This window comes from Sandaracinobacter sp. T42, from assembly GCF_059115405.1.
Genome location: NZ_CM181101.1, coordinates 1,525,249 through 1,540,849, shown reverse-complemented (window position 1 = coordinate 1,540,849; position 15,601 = coordinate 1,525,249). Strand labels below are relative to the sequence as shown.

The 15,601-nt window shown below is 66.8% G+C and carries 13 protein-coding genes, 2 pseudogenes and 2 riboswitches; of the genes and pseudogenes, 4 read left to right on the top strand and 11 right to left on the bottom strand.

Translation table 11 applies throughout. The features are described from left to right. Window positions 1-62: 62 nt before the first annotated feature. Window positions 63-1,238, bottom strand: a complete 1,176-nt coding sequence (locus ACW9TV_RS07405; protein ID WP_494302863.1) for an acyl-CoA dehydrogenase family protein — start codon at window positions 1,236-1,238, stop codon at window positions 63-65. Between the two features lie 53 nt (window positions 1,239-1,291). On the opposite strand from ACW9TV_RS07405, the gene ACW9TV_RS07400 reads away from it, so the two are divergent. Continuing rightward, window positions 1,292-3,349 (top strand): S9 family peptidase, encoded by a 2,058-nt coding sequence (locus ACW9TV_RS07400; RefSeq protein WP_494302862.1) that lies wholly within the window; start codon window positions 1,292-1,294, stop codon window positions 3,347-3,349. A 35-nt stretch (window positions 3,350-3,384) separates the two neighbouring features. Here ACW9TV_RS07400 and ACW9TV_RS07395 read toward each other — a convergent pair whose 3' ends face one another. The 3 genes from ACW9TV_RS07395 to msrA form a co-directional block, all read right to left on the bottom strand. After that, entirely contained in the window at window positions 3,385-3,774 is a 390-nt protein-coding gene (locus ACW9TV_RS07395) for a bactofilin family protein (RefSeq protein WP_494302861.1), read from the bottom strand. Then, the gene (locus ACW9TV_RS07390; protein WP_494302860.1) at window positions 3,758-4,918 is read right to left on the bottom strand and encodes a M23 family metallopeptidase; all 1,161 of its coding nucleotides are present in this window, start codon (window positions 4,916-4,918) and stop codon (window positions 3,758-3,760) included. The genes ACW9TV_RS07395 and ACW9TV_RS07390 overlap by 17 nt, the downstream gene beginning before the upstream one ends. A 192-nt stretch (window positions 4,919-5,110) precedes the next feature. After that, the gene (gene msrA / locus ACW9TV_RS07385) at window positions 5,111-5,656 is read right to left on the bottom strand and encodes a peptide-methionine (S)-S-oxide reductase MsrA (RefSeq protein WP_494302859.1); all 546 of its coding nucleotides are present in this window, start codon (window positions 5,654-5,656) and stop codon (window positions 5,111-5,113) included. Between the two features lie 230 nt (window positions 5,657-5,886). On the opposite strand from msrA, the pseudogene ACW9TV_RS07380 reads away from it, so the two are divergent. Continuing rightward, a pseudogene (locus tag ACW9TV_RS07380) lies at window positions 5,887-6,456 on the top strand (trypsin-like serine protease); the annotation flags it as partial. Window positions 6,457-6,966: 510 nt separating this feature from the next. Next, window positions 6,967-7,065 (top strand): annotated as a pseudogene (locus ACW9TV_RS07375) (PEPxxWA-CTERM sorting domain-containing protein); the annotation flags it as partial. A 122-nt stretch (window positions 7,066-7,187) separates the two neighbouring features. Here the strand turns inward: ACW9TV_RS07375 and gcvPB are convergent. From gcvPB to ACW9TV_RS07340, 7 genes are all read right to left on the bottom strand, one after another. Then, on the bottom strand, window positions 7,188-8,753 hold the full coding sequence (gene gcvPB, locus ACW9TV_RS07370) for an aminomethyl-transferring glycine dehydrogenase subunit GcvPB (protein WP_494302858.1): 1,566 nt from the start codon (window positions 8,751-8,753) through the stop codon (window positions 7,188-7,190). Further along, window positions 8,750-10,120, bottom strand: a complete 1,371-nt coding sequence (gene gcvPA, locus ACW9TV_RS07365; RefSeq protein WP_494302857.1) for an aminomethyl-transferring glycine dehydrogenase subunit GcvPA — start codon at window positions 10,118-10,120, stop codon at window positions 8,750-8,752. Before gcvPA ends, gcvPB begins: the two co-directional genes overlap by 4 nt. Window positions 10,121-10,129: 9 nt before the next feature. Beyond that, a complete protein-coding gene (locus tag ACW9TV_RS07360; RefSeq protein WP_494302856.1) occupies window positions 10,130-10,879 on the bottom strand; it encodes a class I SAM-dependent methyltransferase in 750 nt (249 codons plus the stop codon). After that, window positions 10,879-11,247 carry a glycine cleavage system protein GcvH gene (gcvH, locus tag ACW9TV_RS07355; RefSeq protein WP_494302855.1) on the bottom strand — a complete coding sequence of 123 codons (369 nt, stop codon included), beginning with the start codon at window positions 11,245-11,247 and terminating at the stop codon, window positions 10,879-10,881. Before gcvH ends, ACW9TV_RS07360 begins: the two co-directional genes overlap by 1 nt. Window positions 11,248-11,259: 12 nt before the next feature. Beyond that, the gene (gene gcvT / locus ACW9TV_RS07350; protein ID WP_494302854.1) at window positions 11,260-12,393 is read right to left on the bottom strand and encodes a glycine cleavage system aminomethyltransferase GcvT; all 1,134 of its coding nucleotides are present in this window, start codon (window positions 12,391-12,393) and stop codon (window positions 11,260-11,262) included. A 54-nt stretch (window positions 12,394-12,447) separates the two neighbouring features. After that, window positions 12,448-12,552: riboswitch (glycine riboswitch) on the bottom strand. Window positions 12,553-12,562: 10 nt separating this feature from the next. Continuing rightward, window positions 12,563-12,658: riboswitch (glycine riboswitch) on the bottom strand. Between the two features lie 110 nt (window positions 12,659-12,768). Next, window positions 12,769-12,897 carry an entericidin A/B family lipoprotein gene (locus ACW9TV_RS07345; protein ID WP_494302853.1) on the bottom strand — a complete coding sequence of 43 codons (129 nt, stop codon included), beginning with the start codon at window positions 12,895-12,897 and terminating at the stop codon, window positions 12,769-12,771. 16 nt (window positions 12,898-12,913) lie between these two features. Beyond that, on the bottom strand, window positions 12,914-13,885 hold the full coding sequence (locus ACW9TV_RS07340; RefSeq protein WP_494302852.1) for an NADPH:quinone oxidoreductase family protein: 972 nt from the start codon (window positions 13,883-13,885) through the stop codon (window positions 12,914-12,916). A gap of 97 nt (window positions 13,886-13,982) precedes the next feature. Between ACW9TV_RS07340 and ACW9TV_RS07335 the strand changes: the two genes are divergently transcribed. Further along, a complete protein-coding gene (locus ACW9TV_RS07335) occupies window positions 13,983-15,587 on the top strand; it encodes an AMP-binding protein (RefSeq protein ID WP_494302851.1) in 1,605 nt (534 codons plus the stop codon). Window positions 15,588-15,601: the final 14 nt, after the last annotated feature.

Genomic DNA, 15,601 nt, shown 5'->3' with positions numbered 1-15,601 from the left:
CCGAAAAGGGGCGCGGGTCGGCGGCTGCACTGGCCGCCGACCCGCTGTCTTGCGGTTTCGCGCTATCGCTTCCCGCCGAACAGCTGCCGACCCGCGAGATCCAGCATGATCTCCTCGCTGCCGCCGCCGATCGCATTCACGCGCACTTCGCGATAGATGCGCTCCACCTTGGAGCCACGCAGGTAGCTCGCGCCGCCCAGAACCTGCGCGGCTTCCCGCGCAACGGCTTCCAGTGTGCGCGTCGCCTGCACCTTCAGCATGGCATAGCTGGCCGGCTCTCCGGTGCCGTGCCTGTGCTGGTGCGCCAGCAGGTCGACCCAGGCCTGGGTCGCCTCGATCTGGCGGACGAGATCGGCGAGCTTGATGCGGATCGACTGGTGCTGGATCAGCGGCTTGCCGAACGTCTCCCGCTCCAGCGCCCAGTCCACCGCTTCCTGAAGGGCCACGCGCGCCATGGACATGCAGCCCTGCGCCATGCCCAGCCGCTCGCTGTTGAAGTTGCGCATGATGCCGAGGAAACCGGCATTTTCAGGCCCGATCAGGTTTTCGGCCGGAACCTCCACATCCTGGAAGTACAGCGCGGCGGTGTCGGAACAGTGCCATCCCATCTTTTCCAGCCGGGTGCGCGAAACACCGGGCCGGTCCGCTTCCACCAGCAGCAGCGAAATGCCGCCCATGCCCGATCCACCCGTCCGCACGGCGACGGTCAGATAATCGGCCCGCATCGCCGAGGTGATGAACATCTTGGAGCCGTTGACGACATAGGCCCCCCCCCGGCGTTCCGCGCGGGTGCGGATGTTCGCCACGTCCGATCCGGCGCCGGGCTCGGTGATGGCGAGGCTGATGATCTTCTCGCCGCTCAGCACCTCAGGCGCGATGCGTTTCTTCATCGCTTCGGATCCCATGGCAAGGATCGGCGGCAGGCCGATGCCGTGGGTCATCAGGCTGGCGCCAAGCCCGCCCGCGCCGGGCGCCGACAGTTCCTCCGTCTGCACCAGCGAATGGAAGATGTCGAAACCGTCGGAATGGCCGCCGAACTCCTCAGGGTATCCAAGGCCCAGCACCCCGGCTTCCGCCGCCTTGCGGTGCAGGTCGCGCGGCAGTTCGCCGTCACGTTCCCACTGGTCGATATGGGGCTCCACCTCGCGCAAGACGAAGGCCCGCACGCTTTCCGCCACGGCCTGATGGGTTTCGTCGTAAAAGGGTGATTTCGCCCGCCAGCTTTCAAACAGTCGCATTGCATTCTCCTTGGAAGCCACGCTAGCAAATGGAGACAAAGGGGAAAAAGCTGATGAAAATCCTTGTCGCTGCACTGCTTGCCGCCGCCGCCGTTCCCGCCATCGCGGGGGCCGGCCAGCCATTCCAGGCAGCGGACCTGTATGATCTGGCCATGGTAACGGGGCCAATTGTCTCCCCGGATGGCACTCGCGTTTTGTTCACCCGCGCCACCTTCGACCGGGGCACGGACCGGCGGATGAACGAACTGTGGCTGGCGCATCTCGATTCCGCGGGCAGGATCATCGACAAGCGGTTGCTGGTGGCGCGCGATGTCGCCCCCCGGCAGGCGCAATGGTCCCCCGATGGCAGCCGGATCGCCTATGTGGCGCAGGTGCTGGGCAAGCCGCAGCTGCACGTCCTTGCGCTGGCCGATGGCGTCGGCCGCCCCCTCACCAGTGGCGACACGGCCCCGTCGCAGATCCGCTGGTCCCCAGATGGCGGGCGGATCGCTTATGTCGGCCGGATCGATGCGAAACCGGCAACCATCAAGGGATTGCCCGAAAAGCCCAAGGGCGCGGACAACGCCCCGGATCCGAAGATCGTGCAGGATCTGTTCTGGCGGGCGGATGGCGCCGGAGAGATCAAGCCCGGCGCGACCCACCTGTTCGTGGCGGACGCGGCGACCGGCGCAATCACCCAGCTGACCACGGGCGAGAAGGATCAGGTGAACGACGATGGCGGGCTGGCCTGGACGCGCGACGGCCGCGCCATCATCGCGCCGTTCAACGCAGATCCGGTGAACGGCCCGCGCGAGATCGACCTCTATCTCTATGAGGCGAAGCTGGGCGATGGCGGCAAGATGTGGCCGCCGGTGAGGCTGACCAGCCGCCCCGGCAGCGAATACGCCCCGGAAGTCTCCCCCGACGGCCGGACCGTCGCCTTCCTCGGCACGGCGGCGTCGGACAAATTCTATGACATGCCGGAGCTGTGGACCACGACCACCACGCCCGGCGGCGTGATCACCCATCTGTCGAAGGCGCTCGACCGGCCCGTCGCCGGCATGGACTGGGCGGCGGACGGCCGCAGCCTGACCATCCTCTATCACGACGAAGGCACGCAGCGCATCGCGCGGATGGACGCCGCATCAGGCGCCACCACCCTCCTCGTCCCGTCGGTGGGCGGCACACGCCTTTATCTGCCTTCATCCGGCGGACAGGCGAGTTGCGTGGCCGATCTGTGCGCCTTCACCAGCGCCCATACGGACCGGCCGGCGGGACTTGGAATCGCGCGCGGAACCGTCCAGACGGACCTTCTGGATGTGAACGCCCAGTGGGCTGCCACCCGAAAGGCCGCGCGCATCGAGGAAATCAATGTCGCCTCCCGGGCGGACGGGCAGCGGGTGCAGGGCTGGATCGCCTTCCCGCCCGACTTCGACGCCAGGAAGCGCTATCCCGTCATCCTCGATATCCATGGCGGCCCGAACACCGATTACGGCCCCTTCTTCTCGGTCACGCATGCGCTCTATGCGGCGGCGGGCTATCTGGTGCTCTATACCAACCCGCGCGGGTCCATCGGCTATGGCAACGCCTTCGCCAACGCCATCACCAACGCCTATCCCGGGCAGGACCATGACGATCTGATGACCATGGTCGATGAACTGGCGAAGCGGCCCTATGCCGATGCCCGCAACCTGTTCATCGGCGGCGGATCGGGCGGGGGCGTGCTGACACTGTGGGCGATCGGCAAGGAGCCCGACAAGTTCCGCGCCGCCGTCGCGCTACGCCCGGTCGTGGACTGGACCAACCAGGTGACGACGTCGGACGGCACGTCCTTCTTCATGAAGCACTGGATGGGCGCCACGCCCTGGGAAAAGCCGGATCTCTACTTCAGCCGCTCCCCCTTCAGCCTGGCCGGGCAGATCAGGACGCCGACTCTGCTGATCACGGGCGAGAACGACTATCGCACCCCGATCGCCCAGACAGAGCAGATGTTCGGCGCGCTGAAACTGCGCGGCGTGGAGGCGGAAATGATCCGCCTGCCCGGTGCCGGGCACGGCATGGGACGGCCCAGCCAGTGGCTGCAATCCATTCTGGCGCCGATCGAGTGGTTCAACGCCCGCAAGGCGAAATAGAAGCGGGCGGAGCGAGGCCGGACAGGCGCGCGGCCTCAGTTGCTGGCGACCAGCTCCACCTTGGGGGCGGGGGCCGCACGGGGGCTGAAGCGCCCGTCCACCTGTCCGCCGGGTTCGATCGTCAGCTTGTCGTAGGTCACGTCGCCGGTGATCCTGGCGCTGGCCTGCACCACCAGATCGCCGGCATCGATCGAACCTTCCACCGTGCCCGCCAGGCGCGCCGTTTCCGCCTTCACGGCGCCACGGATCACGCTGCCAGCACCCTGCACAAGGCTGGCGCAGCTGACATCGCCGTTCACCCGCCCGTCCAGATGCAGATCCACCCCGGCGCTGATGTTGCCGTCGATCGTGACGTCCGCGCCCAGAACGGAGAAGGTGCCGCCCTGCCCCGCGCGGGACTGAGGCGCCCTAGACGCTTGCGCCACGGCCTGAGACTCGCTCGCGGGCGTCTGCCTTGACTTCGAGAACATGGGGGTTCGCCTCCAGGAAACGGCGGGGATTGACGGCGGCGCCATTCACCCGGACTTCGAAATGCAGATGGGTTCCGGTGGACCGGCCGGTGGAGCCCATGCGGGCGATGGTGTCCCCGGAATCCACCCTGTCCCCCACGCGGGCGGCGAAGCCCGCGAGGTGCGCATAGCGCGTGAGCAGGCCATGGCCATGATCCACTTCCACCACATTGCCATAGCCGGATTTCACGCCGACGAAGCTGACGCGACCGGGGGCGGCAGAACGGATGGGGCTGCCATGGGGGCCCCGGAAATCGATACCGGCGTGCATCGCGCGCTGGCCGTTGAACGGATCATAGCGGGTTCCAAAGCCGCTCGTCGTCTGCATGCCGTCGGCAGGGCTGCCAGACGGCAACGCGACGATCAGCGATTCCACCTGCTCCATCCGCAGCAGCGTCGCTTCCAGCTTCTTCAGGGCGGGATCTGTGGGCCTGTCCTCATGGCGGGTGAGCCAGGGCAGGAACGGTCCGCCCTGCGCCAGCCGCGCCCTGGGTTGCAGGCCGACAGCCAGAAGCGCCGCTTCGGCCCGGGCCGTTCGGCGGGCCGCCGCATCGATCATCGCGGCCACCAGCCTGTCCTGCCGTCCATCCATCTGCTTCAGGCGCTGCGACGGATCGGCAGGCTGCAGGCTGGCGGGCTGGATTGCAGGGTTCCGTACGGCCGAGGCCTGCGGCGCCGGGATTGCCTTCAGCGCCTCCGGATCGTCACCGAAGTGGGACTTGAACAGGCTTTCCAGCTGCTTCTGGCGGGATTCGACATCCTGGGCGATCTGTTCGGCACTCCGCCGCTCCGCCGCGACACGAACTTCGGCCTGCGCCAGCGCGGCAGCCCTGTCGGCCATGTCGCGGTTCTGCCAGCTGGTCCAGGCTTGCCAGCCGATCAGGCCCGCAGTCCCCGCAAGCCAGAACCCGGCAACGCCCAGCACCACGCCGGCAGCCTTGCGCTGCACGCCGGCGCCAAGGCGCAGGTAGCGCACATGGCCTTCCGTCCGCACGATCAGTTCATGATCGCGAAACAGCTTGTTCCATCGGCCGGAGAGGGACCTCCAGCTGTCGAGCACTGGCACTGAGATTGGTGACCCTTGGACTTGAATTTGAAACGCCCTGTGCGCGCCGGACTAGCAGCGCGCCGGATCGGCTCCGACTCAGGCGAGACGGAATCCGTGACGAATCGAAAGAGATTCGCGACGAGCAGCGGGAATTTGCCGCGAAACCTCGTCCAGTGGTCTTGAAAGGGGCTGAAACGCCCCTGTTCAGCCCTTCAGCCTGTCGGCATATTTTGCCATGAATTTCCGCACCTTGGGGCTGACAACCGCCGTGCAGTAGGGGTTATTGTCACCGATTCGGTCGAAATATTCCTGATGCTCGTCCTCGGCCACATACCAGGGGGCAGCCGGCTCGATCGTCGTCACCAGGGGCGCGTCCCAATCCGCCTGCGCGCGGGCGATGGCGGCCTTGGCCTCGGCCTCCTGTGCCGGGTTCTGGGGAAAGATCGCGCTGCGGTACTGGGGCCCGACATCATTGCCCTGCCGGTTCAGCTGGGTCGGGTCATGCGTGGCCAGAAAGATGTCGAGCAGATCGGCATAGGGAATCTGCGAAGGGTCGAACTCGATCCGCACCGCTTCGGCATGGCCGGTTTCTCCTGTACATACCTGCTTGTAGCTGGGGCGTTCGACATGACCGCCCGTGTAGCCGCTTTCCACCGACTTCACGCCCTTCAGCCTGTCGAAGATCGCTTCCACGCACCAGAAGCATCCACCTGCAACGATCGCCGTTTCCAGCGGGCCATGTTCGCTCATCCGAGGCAGTCCCTTTTCGCGGATTTGGGTTCGGCCATGCAGATGGGCGTGCGGCAGTCCGGCGGCAAGAGCCGGTTCTTTCCGGCAGACAGAGTCTGCGGAACGCCACTTTTTGGTTAACGCAATGAAAATACTGTTGCAGACCATCCGGGAACAGGGTCAATTGCGCAAATTGAGTCGTGCAAACGGGGCCGGATGCACACTCAAGCAAACAGGTAGGGGACATCATCATGAAAATCTCAGGGCGGGCGTCCGCCATTGCCTTCGGTCTGCTCGCGGCAAGCAGCCTCGCGCTGCCGACGGCTGCCAACGCGCAGATCGACAAGAGGGTCTCGGGCGTTTCCAAGGGCTTGTCCTGGTCTGCCAGCAACATGATCGTCGGTGTGGACTCCACCGCGACGCTGGATGGCGGCGGCAATCCCATCTATTTCGCGAACAAGCCGCAGAACAGCGGCGTCGTCACGCTGATCATGCAGTATAATGGTGTTGGGGCCTTCATCTGCACTGGCAGCCTCGTCGCCCGCAACAAGGTCGTCACCGCCGCGCACTGCGTGTCGGACGGTTACGGCTCCAAGGGGCCTGACAAGGTGACGGCCTTCTTCTCCGACAGCAGCGATCCCGATCTCGTCCGCTTCGGGCCGGGCTTTGTCGCCGCGCCGGGCGCCGTCGCGATCGATTCCAGCTACATCCATGTGAACTCGGGCTACACCGGGGAAGTGATCGACCAGAACGACATCGCGGTCATCACCCTGGCGAACAACGCGCCCTCCTACGCCAAGGTCTATGATTTCTACTTCGACGACGACCTGTCCGGTCAGACGTTCGACGTCGTCGGCAACGGCCGTCGCTCGGATGTCGGCGGCGACGTTGGCGCCAACCTCGGCACCGGCCGGATGCGCCAGGGCCAGAACATCTATGACTATGCCCTTGGCGACGAAATCTGGGGCGGCTTCTGGGACGGCTTCTTCGGCAATGCCGACGTCACCAACAGCTGGCTCAGCGATTTCGACAATGCCAGCCCCGTGATCATCGGCGGCGAACTGTTCGTCGGCAACGATCAGGGCTGCCTCATCGGTGTGGTGCTGACTGGCACGGCCTTCGGGTGCACGCCCTTCCTGGGCGATATCGAAGTCGGCGTGGCCGGCGGCGATTCGGGCGGCCCGCAGTTCCTGAACGGCAAGCTCGCCTCCGTCACCTCCTACGGTCTGACCTTCGGGCCCGACTTCGGCGACATCGATGGCGCGCTTAACAGCAGCTTCGGTGAATTCTCCGGCTATGTGCCGGTCTACGCCCACAAGGACTGGCTGAAGAGCGTCGTCCCGGAACCCGCCACCTGGGCCATGATGATCGCCGGCTTCGGTCTGGTGGGCACCATGATGCGTCGGCGCCGCACCGCGATCGCCGCCTGAGCCTGTATCCGGGCAGGGCGTTCACTGCCCTGCCCATCCAGAATGCAGAAGGGGCCACCGGCATTGCCGGCGGCCCCTTTCCCTTGCCCTGGGCCCGGTTGCGGCGGTCCTGGCCGGTTGCGTCAGCCCTGCCAGCTCAGCACGGGCTGGCGGGCAGCGCGGGTTTCGTCCAGACGGCTGCGGGGCGCGAAATGCGGGGCGCTGGTGAAGCGTGCGCCATCGCCTGCCCTTGCGGCCGTCGCAATGCCGCGCATCGCCGCGATGAACTGGTCCAGCCGCGCCTTGCTCTCCGTCTCGGTCGGCTCGATCAGCATCGCGCCATGAACGACGAGCGGGAAATACATGGTCATCGGGTGGAAACCCTCGTCGATCAGCGCCTTGGCGACATCCAGCGTTGTGACGCCCGTGTCTTTCAGGAAGCTGTCGTCGAACAGCGCCTCGTGCATGCACGGACCCGCCCCCCCGAACGGCGCGGACATCAGATCGTCCAGGCTGCGCAGGATGTAGTTCGCGTTCAGCACGGCATCTTCCGCCACCTGCCGCAGGCCATCGGCCCCGTGCGACAGGATATAGGCGAGCGCGCGGACGAACATGCCCATCTGCCCGTGGAAAGCGGAAAGCCGGCCGAAGCTCTGGCCATGATCCTCGGCGCTGGCGGATTCCTCCTCCACAAGATGATAGCGGCCGTTCGCTTCCACCACGAAGGGCAGCGGGGCGAATGGCGCAAGCGCTTCGGAAAAGACCACCGGGCCGGAACCGGGGCCGCCGCCGCCGTGCGGGGTGCTGAAGGTCTTGTGCAGGTTGATGTGCATGGCATCGACGCCCAGATCTCCGGGGCGGACCCGGCCGACGATGGCGTTGAAATTGGCCCCGTCGCAATAGACATAGGCGCCCACCGCATGAACCGCATCCGCAATGCGCTTCAGATCGGGTTCGAACAGACCGCAGGTGTTGGGGTTGGTGATCATCACCGCCGCCACGTCGCAATTCGCCCCGCCCGCGCCCAGCCGCGCCAGCAACGCCGCCGTATCGACACGCCCGCGCGCATCCGCCGGGATGCTTTCCACCGCATAGCCGCAAAAGGCCGCCGTTGCCGGGTTGGTGCCATGCGCGGATTCCGGCACCAGAACCACCGATCGCGCATCGCCCTTCGCTTCATGCGCGGCACGGATGGCCAGCATCCCGCACAGTTCGCCATGTGCGCCTGCCTTGGGGGACATTGCCACCGCCGGCATGTTGGTCAGCGCCTTCAGCCATTCGGCCAGCTTGTGGATCAGTTCCAGTGCGCCCTGCACCGTGTCCTGCGGCTGCAATGGGTGCACATCTGCGAAGCCCGGCAGCCGCGCCATCTTCTCGTTGAGGCGCGGATTGTGCTTCATCGTGCAGCTGCCCAGCGGGAAGAAGCCCAGATCGATGCCGTAGTTCTGGCGGCTCAGGCGCGTGTAGTGGCGCACCGCCTCCCCCTCGGCAAGGCCGGGAAGACCGATTGCGGCCTCCCGTGACAGGCCACCCAGCCGCGAGGCATGGGCCGGCACATCCTCCAGATCGACTCCGGTCACGTCCGGGGCGCCGATCTCGAAGATCAGCGGCTCTTCCAGCATCAGAGCCCGGTTGCCGGTGATGGTGGGGGCAGCGACACCGGACACACCGGCGGGGGCGGACGGACGGCCCTGCATGTTCATGCTCATTTCGAAACCACTTCGGTCAGTGCGCGCACCAGCGCGTCAATGTCGGCAGAGGAAACCGTTTCGGTTGCCGCAATAAGCAGCACATTTGCCAGATCAGGCCTTCCCGGCCACAACCTCTCTGCGCTGACGCCCCCCAGCACGCCCATTTCCGCCATGTCGCGGACGGCCTGCCGCGCCGGCACCGGCAATTCGACGGCGAATTCGTTGAAGAAACGGTCCGTCAGCAGCTTCACGCCGGGGATGGCCGCCAGCCGATCGGCCGTCTCGCAGGCGCGGGCATGGTTCAGCGCCGCCAGCTGCCGAAGACCCTTTTCCCCCAGCAAGGTCATATGGATGCTGAAAGCCAGGCTCATCAGGCCGGAATTGGTGCAGATGTTCGATGTCGCCTTTTCGCGGCGGATGTGCTGTTCGCGGGTGGAAAGGGTCAGCACGAATCCGCGCCGGCCGTCCGCATCCACGGTCTCCCCGCACAGGCGCCCCGGCATCTGCCGCACATGCCGCTGGTTGCAGGCGAACAGCCCCAGGTGCGGGCCGCCGAACTGAAGCCCCACGCCCAGCGACTGGCCTTCGCCGACCACGATGTCCGCCCCCATTTCGCCGGGGGAACGGATCGCGCCCAGGGAAACCACTTCGGTCACCACCACGATCAGCAGCGCGCCCTTGGCGCGGCAGGCCTCCGCCAGCGGTGACAGATCCGCCACATGGCCGAAACAGTCCGGATTCTGCACGATCACGGCCGATGTCCGGTCGTCGATCCGCGCGATCAGATCCGCTGGATCCCCCGTCGGCGGAACATGGGCGATGGACGGCACGCCCGTCACCAGTTCATCGCCGGTGAAATGACACAGCGTTTCCGCCGCACGCACATAGTGCGGATGCACCCCGCAGGAAATCAGCGTCTTCGGGCGCTTCGTGATGCGGCGGGCCATGAAGATGGCCTCCGTCGTCGCCGTCGCGCCGTCGTACATGGAGGCGTTCGCCACCTCCATGCCGAACAGGCGGGCCACCTGGGTCTGGAACTCGAACAGATACTGCAGCGTGCCCTGGGCGATTTCCGGCTGATAGGGCGTGTAGCTCGTCAGGAACTCGCCCCGCTGGATCAGATGATCCACCGAGGCCGGCACATGGTGGCGATAGGCCCCCGCGCCGATGAAGAAGGGGTGTGCGCCGGCCGCCATGTTCTTGGCCGCCATCCGGTTCAGTTCGCGCTCCACCAGCATTTCGCCCTGGTGGTTCGGCAGGCCGGGGATCGGGCCGGGCAGCCGCGCTTCGGCCGGCACATCCACGAACAGGTCGTCGATGGACGATGCGCCCACCTTTGCAAGCATCGCCTTGCGGTCGTCCGGCGTCAGGGGAAGGTATCGCATGCTATGATCCTACAGGGGCTTGCGGGCCTGCCAGCGCAGGCGGACATAATCGGCGCTCCAGTTGCCGGCACTGTCCTTCAACACCGGCTCCAGCAGGGCCTCGATCTCGTCGATGACGGTTGCGCGGGCGGCTTCGGGCACGCCCGATTCATCCAGGAAACCGGCCCGGAATGTTTTCAGCCAGCCGCGGATGCCGGTGGGAAGCGGGGTGGGCCGCCCGATGATGCGGGCGTCAATCTCCGTGAAGCCGGCTGCCCGGTGGATGGCGGTGAAGGCCTCCGCCGTCAGATAGGTCTGGCCGCCGCCGGATTCCGGGCTGAAGCCGTGCGCCTTCAGCACGGCACGCAGCGCGGTGCGGATCGCGGCGATGTTCATGAAGCCACCGCATTCGCCCACATAGCGCCCGCCGGGCTTCAGCGCCCGGAACACGCCTGCGGCCACTGCCGGCTGGTCCGGCATCCAGTGCAGCGCCGCGTTCGTGAAAACGGCGTCGAACTGCGCATCGAAAGGCAGCGCCTGACCGTCAACCTGCCGGACATCCAGGCCGCGTGCCCGCGCCGCCGCCAGCATGGTCTCGGAACTGTCCACGCCCAGCACCCGCGCGGCGGCCGCAGCCAGCTTCTCCGTCAGAACGCCGTCTCCGCAGCCGAGGTCCAGAATGGACTCGCCGGCGCGGGGGGCCAGCAGGTCCAGCACGGCATTGCCCAGCGCAGGCACGAAGCCCGCGTTGGCGGCATAGTCGGCGGCGTTCCAGCCCATTACAGCGTCTCGGTGAAGGCCTTGTAGGCGGCCGCGTCCAGCAGCCCCTCGAGCTGGGCCGGGTCGGAGAGCTTCAGCCGGAAGAACCAGCCCTCGCCCTCTGGCGCGCTGTTCACAAGATCCGGCGTGCCTTCCAGCGCCGCATTGGCTTCGGTGACGGTGCCCGATACCGGCGCATAGACCTCGCTTGCGGCCTTCACGCTTTCCACCACGGCGGCTTCCTTGCCGGCCACGACCGTCCGGCCGGCCTCGGGCAGTTCCACGAACACGACATCGCCCAGCTGACCCTGCGCATAATCCGTAATGCCGACGGTCGCGATGTCACCGTCAACGTCGATCCACTCATGATCCCTGGTAAAGTATCGCATGAACTATCCCCTTCAGCGGACGTAATTTTTCTGGTGGAACGGCATGGTCACGACGGTCGCCGCCAGTCGCTTTCCCCGAACCTCGATCTCCAGCGCGGCGCCCTCGGCGGCGTGCGCGGCCGCCACATAGGCCATGGCGACGGGGGCGCCCACCGACGGTCCGAAGCCGCCGGACGTGACCACGCCCACCTTCGCATCGCCCACGAACACCTCAGCGCCCTCGCGCGCGGGCTGGCGCCCTTCCAGCTTCAGCCCCACGCGCTTCCTCGACGGGCCGTCCTGCAGCGTCTTCAGGATGCGCCCCGCGCCGGGAAATCCGCCCTCCGACTTCCGCCGCCGCGATATGGCGAAGGCGAGCCCCGCCTCCACCGGCTCGGTCGCGGGCGAAAGATCATGGCCATAGAGCGGCAGCCCCGCTTCCAGCCGCAGCGAATCCCTGGCCCCGAGGCCGATCGGCCTGACCGCCTCATCCGCCAGCAGGGCTTCGGCAAAGGCCCGGGCATCGGCGGCCGGCAGCGAAATCTCGTAGCCGTCCTCGCCGGTGTAGCCCGAACGGCTGATCCCCAGCCGGATACCTTTCCACAGATAAGGTCCGGCGGTCATGAACTTCATCGCCTCGATGGCGGAAACGTCCGGAAACTCCGGCGTCACGCCCAGTCGCTGCATCACGTCAACCGCCTTTGGACCCTGCAGGGCCAGAAGCGCGGCATCTTCCAGATGGGTCAGCACCAGGCCCTGCGGCAGGCGCGCGCGCATGTGGGCGATATCGTCCAGCTTGGTCGCGCCGTTCACCACCAGATAAAAGCGGTGACCGGTGTTGGTGACCATCAGATCATCGAGAATGCCGCCGTCGTCGGCCAGCAGCAGGGAATAGCGCATCCGGCCAGCCGCCAGCGCCTTGAAGTCGCCCGGCGCGATGCTTTCCAGCCAATCCGCCGCACCGTCGCCTTCCAGCAGCAACTGGCCCATGTGGCTCACGTCGAACAGGCCGGCGCTGGTGCGCGTCCACAGATGCTCGGCCATCACGCCGTCCGGATACTGCACCGGCATGGCGTAGCCCGCGAACGGAACCATCCGCCCGCCCAGTTCCCTGTGCAGGGAATCGAGCGGCAGGGTCTTCAGGCTTGCGAGATCGACATCGGCCACAGGCGCAGTCCTTCCGTGACGCGAACGCACCCCTCCCCATGAGAAGCCCGTCGCCCGCCCCCGCCTGTCACGAGTACCTGAGAGCTTTCGCCGGACTTTCGGCCCGGCTTACCCCTTCGGTGGGCAGTGTCGCCACTGCCGCTTTCCAGACTGCCGATTCCTTAGAGGAAGCGTCGCTGCGGTCCTTTGGCCTGAGAGATTCCGGGGGCGGTTGCTCCTTCGGCGGCCCCGGATCAGGTCCGACGCACTCTCCCGCAGCGCCGCCGAGCCTTCACCCGCCGACGTGCCGAGCCATGGCCGAGCCCCCCGATTCGGTCAATGCCGAAGGCCTCTCCAACCGTCTGGGCCGCCACTCTGCGCCAGGCGGTGAACGGCTCAGTCAACAGCGCGTTCGATCGCGGTCCCCACGGATTTCACGTCGCGGCCAATCCCCCGCGTGGTGTTGCAGCCGGCCAGCAGAAGCGCCGGCACAAGAACAAGGGCAGCGAATTGCAATCCGTTCATCGACAGGTTCCTTTCATCATTCCGGAATGCGGACGACTGCCTTGCCCACCAATGAACCGTCCTGCATCGCGCGGAAGGCGCGCGGCGCGTCCGCGAACGGAACCTGAAGCCCCACGATCGGGCGCAGATGCCCCTGCCCCGCGATCCGGTCGATCTCGTGCATGGCGCGGCGGCCCAGCGCCGGGTCCTGCCGCCCGGCCTCGCCCGCGCGCACGCCAAGAATCTCGATCCCCTTCAGCAGCGCGAGGTTCGTTGGCACGCGTTCGGGCGCACCGGCCACGAAGCCGATCACCAGATAGCGCCCACCCCAGCGCAGTGTCTTCAGCGCGGGCAGCACGGCAGGCCCGCCCACGGGATCGAACAGCAGATCCACCGCCCCCTTCAGCGCCGACAGATCGGGCGCCGCGCGGTCAAGCCGCAACAGGGCGTCGGCCCCGGCCCGCTCCGCCGCTGCCAGCTTCGCATCCGAAGAGGCCGCCGCCGTGACGCGCGCGCCCAGCGCCTTCGCCATCGAAACCGCAGCCAGCCCCATGCCGCCGCCAGCGCCCAGCACCAGCACATGCTCGCCCGGTTGCAGCCGTCCGCGCGGAACCAGCGCAACCCAGGCCGTCAGCGCGCCGGTGGTGAAACCGGCGGCTTCCGAATCATCCAGGGCTTCCGGCACTTCGCGCAGGGCGGACAGCGGCATCGTCACCTGTTCCGCCAGCAGGCCGGTGCGCCCGCCGAGCAGCAGGCGATGGCCCAGAAGATCGCCGGAAACGCCTTCCCCCACCGCCGCGATGCGGCCGACGCCTTCCATCCCCGGCGTGAACGGAAGCGGCGGCCGGTACTGATAACCGCCCGACAGCATCAGCAGGTCAGGATAGTTCAGCCCCACGGCGGACACCGCGACCGTCACTTCGCCTGGCCCCGGCGGGGCCGGATCCGGCACGTCGCGCAGGTCCAGCGCGTCGATGCCGTCCAGTCGTTCGATCACCCAGGCCTTCAATCCGGCTCTCCCGTGCCTCTCTCCCTTATGGCGGGTTGCGGCAGCGCGCGCCCCCATGTCAATGCCGCAACATTGGGAGTGCTTCTAGGAGAGATGAATGTTCAGCTTCGGACAGATCCTGTCTGCAATCGGCGGGCGGCTGGGCGATGCCCCGGCCCTGATCCACGGGGACGAGGTCGTCAGCTGGGCAGACTATGACCGCCGCACCAACGCGCTTGCCAGCGCCTTCCTCGCGGCGGGCGCGCAGCCGGGGGATCGTGTGGCGCATCTGATGCGCAACTCGCCGGCCTACCTCCTCACCACCGGCGCTGCCTTCAAGGCGCGGATGGTGCATGTGAACGTGAACTACCGCTACACCGGCGAGGAACTGGCCTACATCCTGAACAATTCGGATTCGGCCGTGGTCGTCTATGATGCGGAATTCGCCGAGGTGCTGGGCCAGATCCGGCCGCGGCTTCCGGGCGTGAAGCTCTGGCTGCAGGTGGGCGGCACGCCGCCGGCCTGGGCGCAGGATTTCGACGCCGTCTCAAGGGCCGAAACCGGCCCCGTCGCTGCGGATCACAGACCGGATGACATGCTGTTCATCTATACCGGCGGCACCACCGGAATGCCCAAGGGCGTGATGTGGGATCAGGGTGACCTGTGGACAGTGCTGGGCGGCGGCGCGCCGATGCCCGGCACGCCGGGGCCCGACTCGATCGAGGCGCATATCGCCGCGATCGAAGCCGCCGAAGCCCGTCGCAAGGTGCTGGCGCTGCCGCCGCTGATGCACGGCACGGGGCTGCTGATGGGGATCTATTGCCTGGCGCTGGGCGGAACGGTGATCACGGCATCCGCGCGCAACTTCGATCCGGTCGAGGCGCTGAAGCTGACCGAGTGCCACAATCCCGAAGTGGTGGTGATCGTGGGCGACGCCTTCGCGCGGCCCATTCTGCGCGCCATCGAGGCGGGCGAGGGCCGGCTGGGCCAGGTGGGCATGATGATCTCTTCGGGCACGATGTGGTCGCCCGAAATCAAGGCGGCGCTGATCGGCCACAACCCCGCGATGATGTGTTTCGACAGCTACGGGTCGTCCGAAGGCCTTGGCTATGGCGCGTCTGTGAACACCGCGGAAAACGCGGATGCCCCCACCCGCTTCGTCCACGATCCTTCGACGGTGCTTGTCGACCTGGACGAGGAGACGGGCGCCATGCGGATCATCACCGAGCCCGGCATTCCGGGCCGGGTGGCACGCACCGGGCTGATCCCGCGCGGCTACTGGAAGGATCCGGAGAAGAGCGCGAAGACCTTCGTGGAGATCGAGGGCCAGCGCTATACCATGCCCGGCGACTTCGGCATGTACGAGGCCGATGGCTCCCTGGTCCTGCTGGGTCGGGGCAGCCAGTGCATCAATTCGGGGGGCGAGAAGATCTTCCCCGAAGAGGTGGAGGAAGCGCTGAAGACCCATCCGGCGGTCGAGGATGCGCTGGTCTTCGGGGTGAAGGACGAGAAATGGGGCCAGGCGGTGACCGCCGTGGTGGAAACCCGCAAGCCCGTCACGGACGCCGAGCTTGTCGCCCATGTGAAAACCAGCCTTGCGGCCTACAAGGCGCCCAAGACGGTGGTGATGGTGCCCGCATGTCCGCGCGCGCCCAACGGCAAGGCCGATTACGATACGGCGCGGAAGCTGGCCGAGGAGGCGATGGCGATCCGGACCGCCTGAGCGCGCAAAGCCCC

Bases quoted from the DNA above. Each gene is read 5' to 3' on its own strand.
- msrA (WP_494302859.1), bottom strand. From the start codon at position 5,656: ATGAGCGAACATGGCCCGCTGGAAACGGCGATCGTTGCAGGTGGATGC.
- ACW9TV_RS07345 (WP_494302853.1), bottom strand. From the start codon at position 12,897: ATGAACGGATTGCAATTCGCTGCCCTTGTTCTTGTGCCGGCGCTTCTG.
- ACW9TV_RS07400 (WP_494302862.1), top strand. From the start codon at position 1,292: ATGAAAATCCTTGTCGCTGCACTGCTTGCCGCCGCCGCCGTTCCCGCC.
- gcvH (WP_494302855.1), bottom strand. From the start codon at position 11,247: ATGCGATACTTTACCAGGGATCATGAGTGGATCGACGTTGACGGTGAC.
- ACW9TV_RS07360 (WP_494302856.1), bottom strand. From the start codon at position 10,879: ATGGGCTGGAACGCCGCCGACTATGCCGCCAACGCGGGCTTCGTGCCT.
- ACW9TV_RS07335 (WP_494302851.1), top strand. From the start codon at position 13,983: ATGTTCAGCTTCGGACAGATCCTGTCTGCAATCGGCGGGCGGCTGGGC.
- ACW9TV_RS07405 (WP_494302863.1), bottom strand. From the start codon at position 1,238: ATGCGACTGTTTGAAAGCTGGCGGGCGAAATCACCCTTTTACGACGAA.
- gcvPA (WP_494302857.1), bottom strand. From the start codon at position 10,120: ATGCGATACCTTCCCCTGACGCCGGACGACCGCAAGGCGATGCTTGCA.
- gcvPB (WP_494302858.1), bottom strand. From the start codon at position 8,753: ATGAGCATGAACATGCAGGGCCGTCCGTCCGCCCCCGCCGGTGTGTCC.